The sequence below is a fragment of the Nocardioides aromaticivorans genome (assembly GCF_013408525.1).
GTDB lineage: Bacteria > Actinomycetota > Actinomycetes > Propionibacteriales > Nocardioidaceae > Nocardioides > Nocardioides aromaticivorans.
Genome location: NZ_JACBZM010000001.1, coordinates 820,541 through 834,316, shown reverse-complemented (window position 1 = coordinate 834,316; position 13,776 = coordinate 820,541). Strand labels below are relative to the sequence as shown.

The following is a 13,776-nucleotide window of genomic DNA, read 5'->3' as shown; positions in this document are numbered from 1 at the left end:
CGGGCCACGGTAGCCGCCCCGGCCAGTGCACCGCGCCCAACCCGACGCCCGGCGATTGTCCGTGACGCTCTGTCGCGCGACGTGCCCTCCGGACTAGGTTCGCACCATGGCGGACGAGAGCTGGTCGCAGAAGGACTACCACCACCCCGCAGCAGGCTGGGGTGCCGCGATCTCGGTGAACAAGGTGCTCGCGAAGGAGCACGCGTTCGGCCGGGGGAGCGCCGCGATGTTCCGCATGAACCACGAGAACGACGGCTTCGACTGTCCGGGCTGCGCCTGGCCCGACGATCTCAAGGGCCTGAAGCTCGACATCTGCGAGAACGGCATCAAGCACGTCGTCTGGGAGATGACCTCGAAGCGCGTCGGCCGCGAGTTCTTCGCGCAGCACACGGTCACCGAGCTGGAGGGCTGGTCGGACTTCGCCCTCGAGGACCAGGGCCGGCTGACCGAGCCGATGGTCTACGACGCGGAGTCGGACAAGTACGTCCCGATCGGCTGGGCCGAGGCGTTCGCCCTCGTCGGTGCGGAGCTGCGTGCCCTCGACAGCCCCGACCAGGCGGCCTTCTACACCTCCGGCCGGCTCGGCAACGAGGCCACCTTCCTCTACCAGCTCATGGCGCGGGAGCTCGGCACCAACAACCTGCCCGACTGCTCGAACATGTGTCACGAGGCGTCCGGCCGGGCGCTGCAGGCCTCGCTCGGCACGGGCAAGGGGACGGCGGATCTCAAGGACTGGGAGGCCGCCGACGCGCTCTTCATCATGGGCGTCAACGCGGCGTCGAACGCGCCGCGGATGCTGACCGCGCTCACCGAGGCGTTCGACCGCGGCGCGCAGATCGTGCACGTCAACCCGCTCATCGAGGCCGCGTCGCGCAAGGCGATCATCCCGCACGAGATGGTCGACATGGCGCTGTTCAAGGCCACGCGCACCGGAACCCTCAACCTGCAGGTCCGTCCCGGCGGGGACATGGCGCTGATGCGCGGGATGGCCAAGGCGCTCCTGGAGGAGTACCGCTCCGACCCCAAGGCGCTCGACATGGAGTTCATCGAGCGCTACACGCACGGCTTCGAGGACTACCGGGCCGTCGTCGAGGCGACGCCGTGGTCCGAGCTGGTCGAGCAGTCGGGGCTGAAGGAGAAGGAGATCCGCAAGGCGGCGCGGATCTACTCCGAGTCCGACCGGACCCTGATCAGCTGGTGCCTCGGGGTCACCCAGCACGAGCACGGTCCCGACGCGATCCGCGAGATCGTCAACGTGCTCCTGCTGCGCGGCAACCTCGGCCGCGAGGGCGCCGGTCCGTCCCCGGTCCGTGGGCACAGCAACGTGCAGGGCAACCGGACCTGCGGCATCGACCACCGGCCCTCGCCGGAGTTCCTCGACCGGCTCGACGCGGCCACCGGGATCACCGCGCCGCGCGAGCACGGACGCGACACGGTCTCCACGATCGCCGGCATGCACGACGGCACCGTGAAGGTGTTCGTCGGCATGGGCGGCAACTTCGTCATGGCGGCTCCCGACACGCCGTACACGGCGGCGGGGCTGCGCAGCTGCGAGCTGACCGTCCAGGTGAGCACCAAGCTCAACCGCAGCCACCTCGTCCACGGCCGCAAGGCGCTGATCCTGCCCTGCCTGGCGCGCACCGAGAAGGACCAGCAGAAGCACGGGCTCATGGAGACCTCCGTCGAGGACTCGATGAGCATGGTGCACCTCTCGCGCGGCAGGCGGAGGCCGCCGTCGCCGCACCTGCTGTCCGAGCCGGCGATCATCGCCGGGATGGCGAGGGCGGCGCTGCCGGACAGCGCGACGCCGTGGGAGTGGTACGTCGACGACTACGACCGGATCCGCGACACGATGGCGAAGGCGCTGATCGGCTTCGAGGACTTCAACCGGCGGGTCCGGCTGCCGCTCGGCTTCCGGCTCAAGCAGCCGGCCCGCGAGCTCGTCTTCCAGACGCCGTCGGGCCGCGCGGAGTTCTCGTCGGCGCCGCTGACCGACGTGGTCCCCGACGACCCCGACGTGCTCGTGCTCCAGACCATGCGCTCCCACGACCAGTGGAACACCACGATCTACTCCGACGACGACCGCTACCGCGGCGTGAAGAACCTGCGCACCCTGGTCCTCCTGCACAAGGACGACATGAAGGCGCGCGGCATCGAGCAGGGCGGGCTCGTCGACATCGTCGCCACCTGCAAGGACGGGTCGACGCGCGAGCTGCGCAACTACACGGCACTGCGCTACGACCTGCCCCGCGGCAGCGCCGCCGGCTACATGCCGGAGATGAACGTGCTCATCGGCGCCGGCGACTACAGCGAGCAGAGCGACCAGCCGCTGATGAAGAACGTGCGGGTGCGGATCGCACCCGCACGCTGACTCCTCGGGCTCCTCGGGATCCTCGCGATCCTCAGGCGTCGATGGTGCTCATGTCGCCGTACCGCTCACCGGCGACGGCGTCGCGCGGCACCGCGGCCTCGAGGGCGGCCAGGTCGTCGGCGGTGAGCTCGACGGCGACCGCGCCGACGTTCTCCTCCAGGTAGCGCACCCGCTTCGTGCCCGGGATCGGGGCGATGTCCTCGCCCTGGGCGAGCACCCACGCCAGGGCGAGCTGGCCGGGCGTGCAGCCGTGCTCCGCCGCGAGCTGCTTGATCCTGTCGACCAGCGCGAGGTTGGTGGCGAGGTTGTCGCCCTGGAAGCGCGGGAAGTACGCCGTCGCGCGGCTGTCGCCGGTGTCGGGGGTCGCGCCGATCGCACCCGTCAGCAGCCCACGGCCGAGCGGGGAGTAGGGGACCAGGCCGATGCCCAGCTCGCGCAGGGTCGGCAGGATCTCGTCCTCGAGGTCGCGGGTGAAGAGCGAGTACTCGGTCTGCAGCGCGGTGATCGGGTGCACGGCGTGCGCGCGGCGGATGGTCTCCGGCGACGCCTCGGACAGCCCGAGGTGGCGGACCTTGCCGGCCTCGACCAGCTCCTTCATCGCGCCGACGGTCTCCTCGATCGGCACGGTCTTGTCGACGCGGTGCTGGTAGTAGAGGTCGATGTGGTCGACGCCGAGCCGCTCCAGGGAGGCGTCGGCGGCCTTGCGGACGTACTCCGGGCGACCGTTGACGCCGAGGCGGGTGCCGTCGGGCAGCCGCTCGTTGCCGAACTTCGTCGCGAGCTGGACGCCGTCGCGGCGCCCGGCCAGCGCCTTGCCGACGAGGCGCTCGTTGGTGAACGGGCCGTACATGTCCGCGGTGTCGAGGAAGGTGACACCGAGGTCGAGCGCGCGGTGGATGGTCGCGATGCCGCCAGCCTCGTCGGGGGAGCCGTAGAACTCCGACATGCCCATGCAGCCGAGGCCGAGGGCGGAGACGGTGAGGGGGGACGTCGTACCGAGGGTGCGGGTGGGGATCGTCATGACCACCAGCCAACTCCTTGGAGCGCGCTCCAGGTCAAGCGCTCTGCTCGAGCAATTCCAGCTTGTGCTCGTAGATGCCGATCTTGTGGTCGATCGCGCCCAGGTGGGCGGTGACCTCGGCGAGCTCGCGCAGCACGCTCTCGCGGTGGGCGTGCAGCAGCGCGAGCCGCTCCTCCTCGTTGCCGTCGCCCTCGCGCACGAGCGCGGCGTAGCGACGGACGTCGCGGATCGGCATGCCGGTGGCGCGCAGGCAGGTGACCAGCTTGATCCAGCGCAGGTCGGGCTCGTCGTACTGCCGGTGCCCGCTGGACGAGCGGGGGACCGGGCGCAGCAGCAGCCCGTCCTTCTCGTAGTAGCGCAGCGTGTCGGCGCTCAGGCCGAGCTGGCCGGACGCCTCGGCGATGGTGAGTCCCGTCATGTCCCGATCTTCCCCCTTGGAGCGTGCTCCAGGTCAAGGCCGCCGCGGACGACCACGGCATGATGGACGCATGGTCCGCGCCTACGAGTTCGCCGACGCCTGGGAGGTCGCCGCGTCCGTCGACGACGTGGCGGGCGTGCTCACGGACCTGGAGCACTACCCGCGGTGGTGGCCGCAGGTGCGCGCGGTCGCGAAGCTCGGGCCGGACACGGCCTGGGTGCGCTGCCGCTCGGCGCTGCCCTACACCCTCGACCTCGTCCTCGACGCGGTCTCGCGGACGCCGCCGGTCGTGGAGGTCGCGCTGAGCGGCGACCTCGACGGCTACGCCCGGTTCGGGCTCACGCCGACGGCGACGGGCACCCGGCTGGAGTTCCGGCAGGAGGTCGTCGTCCACGGCCTGCTCGCGCTGGCGTCGTACGCCGGCAGGCCGGTGCTGGCCTGGAACCACGCCCGGATGATGGCGGGCTGTCGCGACGGCCTCGCCCGGCGCCTGTCAGTGGTGGGCGCCTGAGAGCTTGCGCCGCCGGTGCCGCCAGGGCTGGAGCACCACGAGCAGGACGAGCCCGATGAGGGCGCCGAGCGCGGCGCCCGTGGAGTTGTCGATGATGTCGGTGACGTCGCAGGCGCGGTCGATCCGGGCGAGCTCGAGCTGCGTCTTCTCGATCACCACGGAGTAGCCGGCCAGCGCGGCCACGCCCAGGGGCGCGAGCAGCCAGCCGGCCCGCCAGCGGCCCACGGCCAGCACGAGCAGGGCGCCGGCCGGCACGAAGAGCACCGTGTTGAGCGCCCGCTGGCCGGACTGGAAGATCCAGAAGCCGTCGGGTGCCGGCCCGCCGATGTCCCACGAGCAGGAGGTCAGCCGGCCCTCGGCCGGGACGATGCCGGGGTTGGCCTCGGCGGGCACGAGCGTGACCAGGCCGATCACCGCGACCGACCACACGAAGCCTGCGATCGCGGCCGCCGAGACCCAGCCGAGCGGGCGGACCAGGAGCAGGCCCAGCAGGCCGCAGGCGGCACCCGCGACGACGACGCCGAGCAGCATCACCCCGGTGCCCCCGAACCCGACCATGGGGCCAGAGGCTATCGACCCCGGCCCAACGCCACCGATTCGACGCCGGCCCGCCGATCGCGGCTCAGCCGGCCTGCGCGCGCTGCTTCGCGATGAACCTCGTCGCCATCTTGTTGACGAAGGTGGGGGAGAGCCGGCCGACGCGCCACGCGATCCGCGCCTGGCGCGGCTCGACGACGTACGCCTCGTCGTCGGCGACCGCCGCGAGCACCCGCCGCGCGAGCACGCCGGGGTCGACGGGGTGCTTGACACCCTGCCCCTCGAGGTAGAAGTCGCGACCCTTGAACCGCCCGATCTCGCCCTTGTCGAGGATCGGGGTGTCGACGGCCGCGGGGCACACGACGGTGACGCCGACGCCGTGGGCCGCGGCCTCGGTGCGCAGGGCGAGGGACAGCCCGACGACCGCGTGCTTGGTCGTGACGTACGACGTCATCAGGCCGGCGGCCATCAGTCCGCCCATCGACGCGGTGTTCACGATGTGCCCGCCGCCCTGGGCGATCATCCGCGGGTACGCCGCATGCACGCCGTGCACGACGCCGCGCACGTTCACGTCGATGATCGCGTTCCACTGCTCGAGCGTCAGGTCCTCGGTGTTCCCGAGGAAGGTGATGCCGGCGTTGTTGAACATCAGGTCGAGCCGGCCGTGCTCCGCGACGACGGCGTCCGCGGCGTCCACGAGGTCCTGCGCGGAGGTCACGTCGACCTGGCGTGGGGTCGCCGTACCGGGTCCGGAGACGCCGGCGGCGACGGACTCCGCGGCCGCGAGGTCGAGGTCCGCAGAGGACGTGCGCGCCCTCACGGACCAGGGCACGGGTCAGCGCGGCGCCGATGCCGGAGCCGCCCCCGGTGACGATCGCGGTGCTGCCGCCCAGGGTGCTCATGCGAAGGCCTTCTCGACGAGGCCGACCAGGTCGGGATAGCGCTTCAGGTGGGCGCCCCCGTTGATGTCGAGCGTCTCGCCGGTGATCCAGCGCGAGTCGTCGGACAGCAGGAAGCGGATCGCGGCGGCGACCTCGTCCGGCTCGCCCGAGCGCCCCAGCGCCGTGTTGTCGAGGTAGTCGTCGCGCACGCCGGGGATGTCCATCGCCGGCGCGGTCAGCGGCGTGACCACCAGGCCGGGGGCGACCGCGTTGACCCGTACGCCGCGCGGTCCGAGCTCGAGCGCGGTGACCTCGGTCAGCGCGACCAGGCCCGCCTTCGCCGCGCAGTACGCCGCCAGCCCCGTGCCGGGCTGCCGTGCGTTGAGCGAGGACAGCGACACCAGCGAGCCGCCGTCGGCCACCCGCTGGCCGGCGTGCTTGAGGACGAGGAAGGCGCCGGTGAGGCAGACGTCGACGACCCGTCGCCATTCGGCCTCGTCGTGGTCGACGACCCGGGCCAGGGTGCTCACGCCGGCGCAGTTGACGACGCCGTGGAACGCGCCGTGGTCGGCCACCACCTGGTCGAGCAGCGCCGCCACCGAGGTCTCGTCGGTCACGTCCACGAAGGTGTCCGCAGGCGTGCCCGGCAGGTCGGCGACGACCACCTCGTGACCGGCCTCCGCCAGCACCCGGGCGGTGGCCGCCCCGATGCCCGAGGCGCCTCCGACGACGACGGTTACCTGCATGCTGCCCTCCGCTGACTCGTTGCTGACATTCGTCTGAATCTGTTGACACGTGTCAAATGACAGGCCTAACGTGACGCCCGTCACCTGGCTTTGTCAAGGCTTCGTCGAGGCTCCGCCCGGAGCCACACCGGAAGGAAGTACCGATGAGTGGTCCCACCGTCGCCGTGATCGGCGCGGGCATCAGCGGCCTCACGATGAGCAAGATGCTCGCCGACTACGGCCTGGAGTTCACGACCTTCGAGTCGTCGGACCGGGTCGGTGGCAACTGGGCCTTCGGGAACCCGAACGGGCACAGCAGCGCCTACCGCTCGCTGCACATCGACACCTCGAAGCACCAGCTGTCCTTCCGGGACTTCCCGATGCCGGACAGCTACCCCGACTTCCCCCACCACACCCAGATCAAGGACTACCTCGACGCCTACGCGGACGCCTTCGACATCCGCCGGCGCATCGAGTTCGAGAACGGCGTGGTCAGCGCCGAGCGCCGCCCCGGCGGCGGCTGGGACATCACCGACCAGGCCGGCCGCACGCGTCCGTTCGACGTGCTCCTCGTCGCGAACGGCCACCACTGGGACCCCCGCTTCGCGGAGTTCCCCGGCGAGTTCACCGGCGAGACGATCCACTCCCACGCCTACATCGACCCGTGGACGCCCCTGCACCTGATGGACAAGCGGATCCTCGTGGTCGGGATCGGCAACAGCGCCGCGGACATCACCGTGGAGCTGTCGCAGAAGGCGATGCGCAACCAGGTCACCCTGTCCACGCGCAGCAGTGCGTGGATCGTGCCGAAGCTGATGTACGGCAAGGCGGCGGACATGAACTTCCGCACCACGCCGCACCTCCCACTGGCGTGGCAGCGCAAGCTGATGCAGATGGGCCAGGTCCTCACTGCCTCGGACCCCACGCTCTACGGCCTGCCCGCGCCCAACCACAAGTTCTTCGAGGCGCACCCGACGCAGTCCGGTGAGCTGCCCCTGCGGCTGAAGTCCGGTGACGTCACCCCGAAGGGCAATGTCACCCGCCTCGACGGGGAGACCGTCCACTTCGAGGACGGCACGAGCGCGGACTTCGACGTGATCATCTACGCGACCGGCTACAACATCACCTTCCCCTTCTTCGACCCCGAGCTGATCAGCGCGCCCGACAACGAGATCCGCCTCTACAAGCGGGTCTTCAAGCCGGGCTTCGACGACCTCGCCTTCATCGGCTTCGCCCAGGCGACGCCGACGCTGTTCCCGTTCGTCGAGTGCCAGACCCGGATGGTCGCGGCCTGGCTGGTCGGCCGCTACGCGACGCCGTCGGTCGCGGAGATGGAGCGGGTGATCGACGAGGACACGCAGAAGTACACCGGCCACATGGTCCAGACCGCACGGCACACCCAGCAGCTCGACTACTTCATCTACGAGCACGACCTGCGGGTCAAGGAGATCCCGGCCGGACTCGCCCGGGCGGGCCAGGGGGCCGCGCGATGAGCGACGAGCGGCTCTGGGCACGGATGGTCGACCGGCGCAGCGTCAACCGGGGCGACCAGCGTCGGGCGGCCCTGCTGGAGGCCCTCGACGAGCTGCTCCGCGAGCAGACCCTCGAGGAGGTCAACGTCGCGGAGATCTCGCGCCGCGCCGGCGTGACGCGCTCGGCGTTCTACTTCTACTTCGAGAGCAAGGCGACCGCGGTCCTGGCCCTCATGGCCGAGCTGTACGACGACGCGTCGGACGCCACCGACCTGCTGGTCAAGGCCGAGGGCGAGCCACGGGCCCGGATCCGCACGGTCGTCGCGACCCTCTTCGACTCGGTCGACCGCACCCCGCACACCTATCGCGCCCTCCTCGAGGCGCGCGCCACCAGCCCCGCGGTGCGCGAGCTGTGGGAGGCCGGCCGGGCCGAGTTCGCGGAGATGGCCGCGGAGATGATCGAGCGCGAGCGGGCCGTCGGGCACGCGCCCGCGGGCGGCGACGCGCACGTGCTCGCCGCCGTCCTCCTCGACCTCAACGACCACGCCGTCGAGCGGCACGCGATGGGCGTCGGGCCCGAGCGCGAGGCCCACATCGACGCGATCACCCACATCTGGATCCAGAGCATCTACGGGAGCACGCGATGAGCACCACCTTCGACTTCACCTCGGCGGGCGTGCGCTGCGCCGCGACCCACTTCGCCGGTGCCGACGGCGCGCCGGTCGTCGTCCTCGCGCACGGCCTGGCCGGCACCCAGGACGCCGGGATGTTCCCGTTCGCCGAGGCCTTCGCGGCGGCCGGGCTGCACGCGGTCACCTTCGACTACCGCGGCTTCGGCGCGAGCGACGGCTCGCCGCGCCAGGTCGTCTCGCTCGCCGGCCAGGTCGCCGACCTCCACGCGGCGGTCGACGCCGCGAAGCGCCTGCCCGGTGTCGACGCGGGTCGCGTCGTGCTGTGGGGCGTCTCGCTCGGGGGCGGCCACGTCGTCTCCGCCGCTGCCGAGCGGGACGACGTCGCCGCGGTGGTGTCCGTCGTACCCATGGTGGACGGGCTGGCGGCGGCCAGGCTCGCGACGAAGCACCACGCGCCCGGTCAGCTGTTGGCGTCGACAGGTCGCGGCCTCGCGAGCGCCGTACGACGCAGGGCCGGCCGCGGTCCCTCGATGATCCCCGTCGTGGCCCGCCCCGGTGAGCCCGGCGCGCTGACGCTGGAGGGCGCCTACGAGGACTACCTCTCGATCGCGGGTCCGACCTGGCGCAACGAGATCGCGGCCGACGTGGTGCTGGAGCTCGGCACCCGCGCGCCCGCGAAGGCCGCGGCGTCGCTGGAGGTGCCGTGGCTGGTGCAGGTCGCCGACTTCGACCGGAGCGCCCCGCTGCAGGCCGCGATGAAGGCGGCCTATGCGGGCCGGGCCGAGGTCCGGCACTACCCGGGCGACCACTTCGACCTGTTCGCCGGCAAGCCCTTCCACGAGGCGGCCCTCGAGCACGCGCTCCACTTCCTGCGCCGCCACGTCTCCGTGCCCGCACCCGAGCTGGAGCCGGTCAATGGCTGACACCGTCCAGGGCCTGCTGCTCGCGCACGCCGACCGCGACACCCCCGGCTTCCGGCACGGCGACGACACGTGGACCTGGCGCGAGGTCGTCGCCGGGAGCGCCGCCCGCGCGCACGTGCTGCACGCGCTCGCCCGCGACGGCGACCCGCTCCACGTCGGCGTCCTGCTGCCCAACAGCGCCGAGATGGCGTTCGCCATCGCCGCCGGTGCGGTCGGTGGGCACGTCACGGTCGGCATCAACCGGACCCGCCGCGGCGAGGCGCTGGCCGCCGACGTACGACGGGCCGACTGCCGGGTGCTGCTCACCGACGGGACCCACCTGCCGCTGCTGGAGGGTCTCGACCTCGGTGGCGCGGTCGTCGTCGACACCGACCGGCCGGACTGGCGGGAGGAGGTCGCGGCCGCGCCGACGACGACCGACGGCTTCCGGGTGGCCTCGACGACGGACACCTTCATGCTCATCTTCACCTCGGGCACGAGCGGTGAGCCGAAGGCCGTGCAGGTCGCGAACTTCATGGTCGTCATGGCGGGCAGCGTGCTCGTCGACAAGTACGGCCTCGACGCCACCGACGTCGTCTACTGCTCGATGCCGTTGTTCCACAGCAATGCGGTGATGGCGGGCTTCGCGGTGAGTGCGGCCTCCGGCGCTGCCCTGGCCCTCGCGGAGTTCTCCGCGCGGCACTTCATCGACGACGTCCGGCGCTACGGGGCGACCTACCTCAACTACGTCGGCAAGCCGCTCGCCTACGTGCTGGCCACGCCCGAGCGCCCCGACGACGCGGACAACCCGCTGCGGTTCGCGTTCGGCAACGAGGCCTCCGACCGCGACATCCGCGAGTTCGCGGCGCGCTTCGGCTGCTCGGTGTGGGACGGCTTCGGCTCGACCGAGTCGGCGGTGATCATCACCCGCACCGAGGACACCCCGGCCGGCTCGATCGGCGTCCCCTTCGACGGGGTGGCGGTCTACGACAGGCTCACCCGGCAGGAGTGCCCGCGCGCGGTGCGGGACGCGGACGGCCTTGTGACGAACCTCGACGAGGCCGTCGGTGAGCTGGTCAACACCCAGGGTGCGGGCTTCTTCGCCGGCTACTACAACGACCAGCGGGCGACGGCGGAGCGGCTGGACGGAGGGATGTACTGGTCCGGCGACCTCGCCTACCGCGACGAGGACGGCTTCGTCTTCCTCGCCGGCCGCACCGACGACTGGCTCCGCGTCGACGGCGAGAACCTCGCCGCCGCGCCCGTCGAGCAGCTGCTGCTGCGGCACCCCGCGGTCTCCCAGGCGGCCGTGTACGCCGTCGCCGACGAGCGGGTCGGCGACCAGGTGATGTGTGCGCTGGTGCTGCGCGACGGGGCCTCGCTCGCGCCGGAGGACTTCGCGGCGTTCCTGGCCCAGCAGCCCGACCTGTCGCCGAAGGCGTGGCCGCGGCACGTGCGGATCGCCGCCGCCCTGCCGAGCACGGCGACCAACAAGGTGCTCAAGCGTGAGCTGCGGGCCCAGGCCCTCGACACCGACGACCTGCTCTGGTCGCGGGGCGAGCGGGACCACCACTACGCCGAGCTGGTCAGGAGCGACGCATGAGCTTCGACACGATCGTCCGCGGCGGCCGCTGGTTCGACGGGACGGGCGCGCCGTCCGCGGTGCGCCACCTCGGGATCCGTGCCGGCCGCGTGGTCGCGGTCAGCGAGGAGCCCCTCGACGAGACCGGCTGCCCGCGGGTCATCGACGCCACCGGGCACTGGGTGCTGCCGGGCATGGTCGACATCCACACGCACTACGACGTCGAGGTGCTCGTCCAGCCCGGCCTGTCGGAGTCGCTGCGCCACGGCATCACCACGACCTTCCTCGGGTCCTGCTCGCTCTCCACCGTGCACGCCGCGCCCGAGGACGCCGGCGACCTGTTCGGCCGCGTCGAGGCGATCCCGCGCCCCTACGTCGTCGGCGCGCTCGAGCAGCTGAAGACCTGGACCACCGCGGGGGAGTACGTCGCCGCGCTGGAGCAACTGCCGCTCGGACCCAATGTCGCCGCGTTCATCGGCCACTCCGACATCCGCTCCGCGCGGATGGGGCTGGCCCGCTCGACCGACCCCGCGGTGAGGCCGACCGCGGCCGAGCTGGCCCGGATGGAGGCGGACCTGGTCGATGCGCTGGACGAGGGCTTCATCGGGATGTCCTCGCAGGAGCTGATGTTCGACAAGCTGGACGGGGAGACCTGCCGCTCGCGGACCCTGCCGTCGACGTACGCGAAGGGCAAGGAGCGGCGGCGGCTGAACCGGGTCCTGCGCAGGAGGGGGCGCGCGCTGCAGGGCGGACCCGACGTCGCGAAGCCGCAGAGCCTGGCCCGGATGGCGTTCAGCAGCGCCGGCTGGGGCCGCAAGCCCGCGCTCAAGGTGAGCCTGCTGTCGGCCGCCGACATCAAGGCGATCCCGATGGTCGCGCACCTGTTCCCACTGATCGCCCGCACGGTGAACCGCTGCGGCGGCGACCTGCGCTTCCAGCACCTGCCGGTGCCCTTCGAGGTCTACTCCGACGGCATCGCGCTGCCCGTCTTCGAGGAGTTCGGCTCGGGCGCTGCCGCCCTGCACCTGTCGAACCAGATCGAGGAGCAGCGGGCGCTGCTCGCCGACGAGGACTACCGCCGCTGGTTCCGCAAGGACTACGACAAGAAGTACGGGCCCCGTGTGTGGCACCGCGACTTCTTCGACGCCGAGATCACCGAGTGCCCCGACGCCGACGTCGTGGGCAGGACCTTCGGCCAGGTCGGTGTCGAGCGGGGCGGGATCCACCCCGTCGACGCCTTCCTCGACCTCGTCGTGGAGCACGGCGAGAAGGTGCGCTGGCGCACGACGATCTCCAACCACCGGCCGAAGGTGCTCGACAAGCTCACGGCCGACCCGGGTGTGCAGCTCGGCTTCTCCGACGCGGGCGCGCACCTGCGCAACATGGCCTTCTACAACTTCGGCCTGCGGCTGCTGCGGCGGGTCCGCGACGCGGAGTCGACGCCGCGGCCCTTCATGAGCGTCGAGCACGCCGTGCACCGGCTGACCGGAGAGCTCGCCGACTGGTACGGCCTCGATGCCGGGCACCTGCGCGTCGGCGACCGGGCCGACCTCGTCGTGATCGACCCCGAGCGCCTCGACGAGTCGCTCGACGAGTACGCCGAGGCGCCGGTCCCGGCCTTCGGCAACCTCTCGCGGATGGTCAACCGCAACGACGCCACGGTCGCCGCGGTGCTCGTCGGCGGGGAGCTGGTCGTGGCCGAGGGCGTGCCGACCGACGTCGTCGGCGCCCGCCGTACCGGGAGCTTCCTGCGGGCTACCGGCTGATCCGGGCGGCGAACCGGGCGAGCAGCGCGTGCAGCTCGTCCGGCGCCTCCACCTCGAAGTCGCAGTCCAGCCCGGCGAGGACCAGCACCGGCCAGTCCAGGGTGTCGGTGTCCATCGTCATCCGGCAGCGGTCCTCGCCGAGCGGTTCGATGCTCGCCCACCGCCCGACGCTCGCCTCGGCCGTCGCCGCGGGCACGGCCATCGTGACCACGACCCGGTGCTGGCGCGGCCGGGTGCGCAGGCCCTGGCTGACGTACGCCGCAGCATCGCCGCCCGGGATCTCCCGCGGGCGGAACCGCTGGCCCGAGGTCGTGGGCGTGCCCTCCACCCGGTCGACCCGGAAGGAGCGCCAGTCCTGCCGGTCGCGGTCGTACGCCGCCAGGTACCACCGCCGCCCCAGGTTGACCAGGCGGTGCGGCTCCACCCGCCGCACGGTGGCGCTGCCGTCGGCGGCCGTGTAGGCGAACGAGACCGCCTCGTCGTCCCGGCAGGCCTGGGCCAGCGTGGTCAGCACGGCCGGGTCGAGGGCCGGCCCGCCGGCCCAGGCCATGCCCTCGGTCTGCGTCTGCAGTGCGGCCATCCGCCGGCGCAGCCGTGGCGGCATCAGCGCGATCACCTTGGTGAGCGCCTGCAGCGTGGTGTCCTCGAAGCCGGGGACGCCGCCGTTGGCCGCGGCGCGCAGGCCGACCGCGACCGCGACCGCCTCGTCCTCCTCGAGCAGCAGCGGCGCCATCGCCCCGCCGGCACGCAGCTGGTAGCCGCCGGCGGCCCCGCGGACCGCGTCGACGTCGTACCCGAGGTCACGCAGGCGCTCCACGTCGCGGCGCAGCGTGCGCTCGGAGACCTCCAGCCGCCCGGCGAGCTCGCCGCCGGTCCAGAACCGGTGGGTCTGGAGGAGGGACAGGAGGCGGAGCATCCGGGCGCTCGTCGACATGTCTCCGAGATTAGATCGGAATCA

13 protein-coding genes are annotated in these 13,776 nt (G+C 72.1%); 7 read left to right on the top strand and 6 right to left on the bottom strand.

Going from position 1 to position 13,776, the window contains the following annotated elements; genetic code table 11:
* Window positions 1-106: 106 nt before the first annotated feature.
* Window positions 107-2,371, top strand: a complete 2,265-nt coding sequence (locus BJ993_RS03920; protein WP_179647809.1) for an FdhF/YdeP family oxidoreductase — start codon at window positions 107-109, stop codon at window positions 2,369-2,371.
* A 31-nt stretch (window positions 2,372-2,402) separates the two neighbouring features.
* Here BJ993_RS03920 and BJ993_RS03915 read toward each other — a convergent pair whose 3' ends face one another.
* Both BJ993_RS03915 and BJ993_RS03910 read right to left on the bottom strand, forming a co-directional pair.
* A complete protein-coding gene (locus BJ993_RS03915; protein ID WP_179647808.1) occupies window positions 2,403-3,392 on the bottom strand; it encodes an aldo/keto reductase in 990 nt (329 codons plus the stop codon).
* Window positions 3,393-3,426: 34 nt separating this feature from the next.
* The gene (locus BJ993_RS03910; RefSeq protein WP_036541761.1) at window positions 3,427-3,810 is read right to left on the bottom strand and encodes a MerR family transcriptional regulator; all 384 of its coding nucleotides are present in this window, start codon (window positions 3,808-3,810) and stop codon (window positions 3,427-3,429) included.
* Window positions 3,811-3,880: 70 nt separating this feature from the next.
* Here BJ993_RS03910 and BJ993_RS03905 point away from each other — a divergent pair, with 70 nt between their 5' ends.
* Window positions 3,881-4,321: an SRPBCC family protein gene (locus BJ993_RS03905; protein WP_179647807.1), complete on the top strand. Its 441-nt coding sequence runs from the start codon at window positions 3,881-3,883 to the stop codon at window positions 4,319-4,321.
* Here BJ993_RS03905 and BJ993_RS03900 read toward each other — a convergent pair.
* The 3 genes from BJ993_RS03900 to BJ993_RS03890 all read right to left on the bottom strand — a co-directional run bounded on the left by BJ993_RS03900 (window position 4,304) and on the right by BJ993_RS03890 (window position 6,485).
* Entirely contained in the window at window positions 4,304-4,879 is a 576-nt protein-coding gene (locus BJ993_RS03900) for a VanZ family protein (protein WP_179647806.1), read from the bottom strand. The two genes, BJ993_RS03905 and BJ993_RS03900, sit on opposite strands and share 18 nt — an antisense overlap.
* Window positions 4,880-4,943: 64 nt before the next feature.
* Window positions 4,944-5,678, bottom strand: coding sequence for an SDR family NAD(P)-dependent oxidoreductase (locus BJ993_RS03895; RefSeq protein ID WP_218864596.1), 735 nt, complete (start codon window positions 5,676-5,678; stop codon window positions 4,944-4,946).
* 78 nt (window positions 5,679-5,756) lie between these two features.
* Window positions 5,757-6,485 (bottom strand): SDR family NAD(P)-dependent oxidoreductase, encoded by a 729-nt coding sequence (locus BJ993_RS03890; protein WP_179647805.1) that lies wholly within the window; start codon window positions 6,483-6,485, stop codon window positions 5,757-5,759.
* A 143-nt stretch (window positions 6,486-6,628) separates the two neighbouring features.
* Here BJ993_RS03890 and BJ993_RS03885 point away from each other — a divergent pair, with 143 nt between their 5' ends.
* Genes BJ993_RS03885 through BJ993_RS03865 form a run of 5 tightly spaced genes read left to right on the top strand, consistent with a single transcriptional unit; the run spans window position 6,629 to window position 12,818 of the window.
* Window positions 6,629-7,957, top strand: coding sequence for a flavin-containing monooxygenase (locus BJ993_RS03885; RefSeq protein WP_179647804.1), 1,329 nt, complete (start codon window positions 6,629-6,631; stop codon window positions 7,955-7,957).
* Window positions 7,954-8,583, top strand: coding sequence for a TetR/AcrR family transcriptional regulator (locus tag BJ993_RS03880; RefSeq protein WP_179647803.1), 630 nt, complete (start codon window positions 7,954-7,956; stop codon window positions 8,581-8,583). The genes BJ993_RS03885 and BJ993_RS03880 overlap by 4 nt, the downstream gene beginning before the upstream one ends.
* Window positions 8,580-9,491: an alpha/beta hydrolase gene (locus BJ993_RS03875; protein WP_179647802.1), complete on the top strand. Its 912-nt coding sequence runs from the start codon at window positions 8,580-8,582 to the stop codon at window positions 9,489-9,491. Before BJ993_RS03880 ends, BJ993_RS03875 begins: the two co-directional genes overlap by 4 nt.
* Window positions 9,484-11,073: an AMP-binding protein gene (locus tag BJ993_RS03870; RefSeq protein ID WP_179647801.1), complete on the top strand. Its 1,590-nt coding sequence runs from the start codon at window positions 9,484-9,486 to the stop codon at window positions 11,071-11,073. Before BJ993_RS03875 ends, BJ993_RS03870 begins: the two co-directional genes overlap by 8 nt.
* Complete coding sequence (locus BJ993_RS03865; protein ID WP_179647800.1) at window positions 11,070-12,818, top strand: N-acyl-D-amino-acid deacylase family protein; 1,749 nt, start codon at window positions 11,070-11,072, stop codon at window positions 12,816-12,818. Before BJ993_RS03870 ends, BJ993_RS03865 begins: the two co-directional genes overlap by 4 nt.
* Here BJ993_RS03865 and BJ993_RS03860 read toward each other — a convergent pair.
* A complete protein-coding gene (locus BJ993_RS03860) occupies window positions 12,808-13,752 on the bottom strand; it encodes a helix-turn-helix transcriptional regulator (RefSeq protein ID WP_218864595.1) in 945 nt (314 codons plus the stop codon). The genes BJ993_RS03865 and BJ993_RS03860 overlap by 11 nt on opposite strands.
* Between the last annotated feature and the right edge of the window lie 24 nt (window positions 13,753-13,776).

Excerpts from the sequence above, each read along its gene's own strand:
- BJ993_RS03920 (WP_179647809.1), top strand. The coding sequence starts at position 107 with ATGGCGGACGAGAGCTGGTCGCAGAAGGACTACCACCACCCCGCAGCA.
- BJ993_RS03915 (WP_179647808.1), bottom strand. The coding sequence starts at position 3,392 with ATGACGATCCCCACCCGCACCCTCGGTACGACGTCCCCCCTCACCGTC.
- BJ993_RS03910 (WP_036541761.1), bottom strand. The coding sequence starts at position 3,810 with ATGACGGGACTCACCATCGCCGAGGCGTCCGGCCAGCTCGGCCTGAGC.
- BJ993_RS03905 (WP_179647807.1), top strand. The coding sequence starts at position 3,881 with ATGGTCCGCGCCTACGAGTTCGCCGACGCCTGGGAGGTCGCCGCGTCC.
- BJ993_RS03900 (WP_179647806.1), bottom strand. The coding sequence starts at position 4,879 with ATGGTCGGGTTCGGGGGCACCGGGGTGATGCTGCTCGGCGTCGTCGTC.
- BJ993_RS03890 (WP_179647805.1), bottom strand. The coding sequence starts at position 6,485 with ATGCAGGTAACCGTCGTCGTCGGAGGCGCCTCGGGCATCGGGGCGGCC.
- BJ993_RS03885 (WP_179647804.1), top strand. The coding sequence starts at position 6,629 with ATGAGTGGTCCCACCGTCGCCGTGATCGGCGCGGGCATCAGCGGCCTC.
- BJ993_RS03880 (WP_179647803.1), top strand. The coding sequence starts at position 7,954 with ATGAGCGACGAGCGGCTCTGGGCACGGATGGTCGACCGGCGCAGCGTC.
- BJ993_RS03875 (WP_179647802.1), top strand. The coding sequence starts at position 8,580 with ATGAGCACCACCTTCGACTTCACCTCGGCGGGCGTGCGCTGCGCCGCG.
- BJ993_RS03870 (WP_179647801.1), top strand. The coding sequence starts at position 9,484 with ATGGCTGACACCGTCCAGGGCCTGCTGCTCGCGCACGCCGACCGCGAC.
- BJ993_RS03865 (WP_179647800.1), top strand. The coding sequence starts at position 11,070 with ATGAGCTTCGACACGATCGTCCGCGGCGGCCGCTGGTTCGACGGGACG.
- BJ993_RS03860 (WP_218864595.1), bottom strand. The coding sequence starts at position 13,752 with ATGTCGACGAGCGCCCGGATGCTCCGCCTCCTGTCCCTCCTCCAGACC.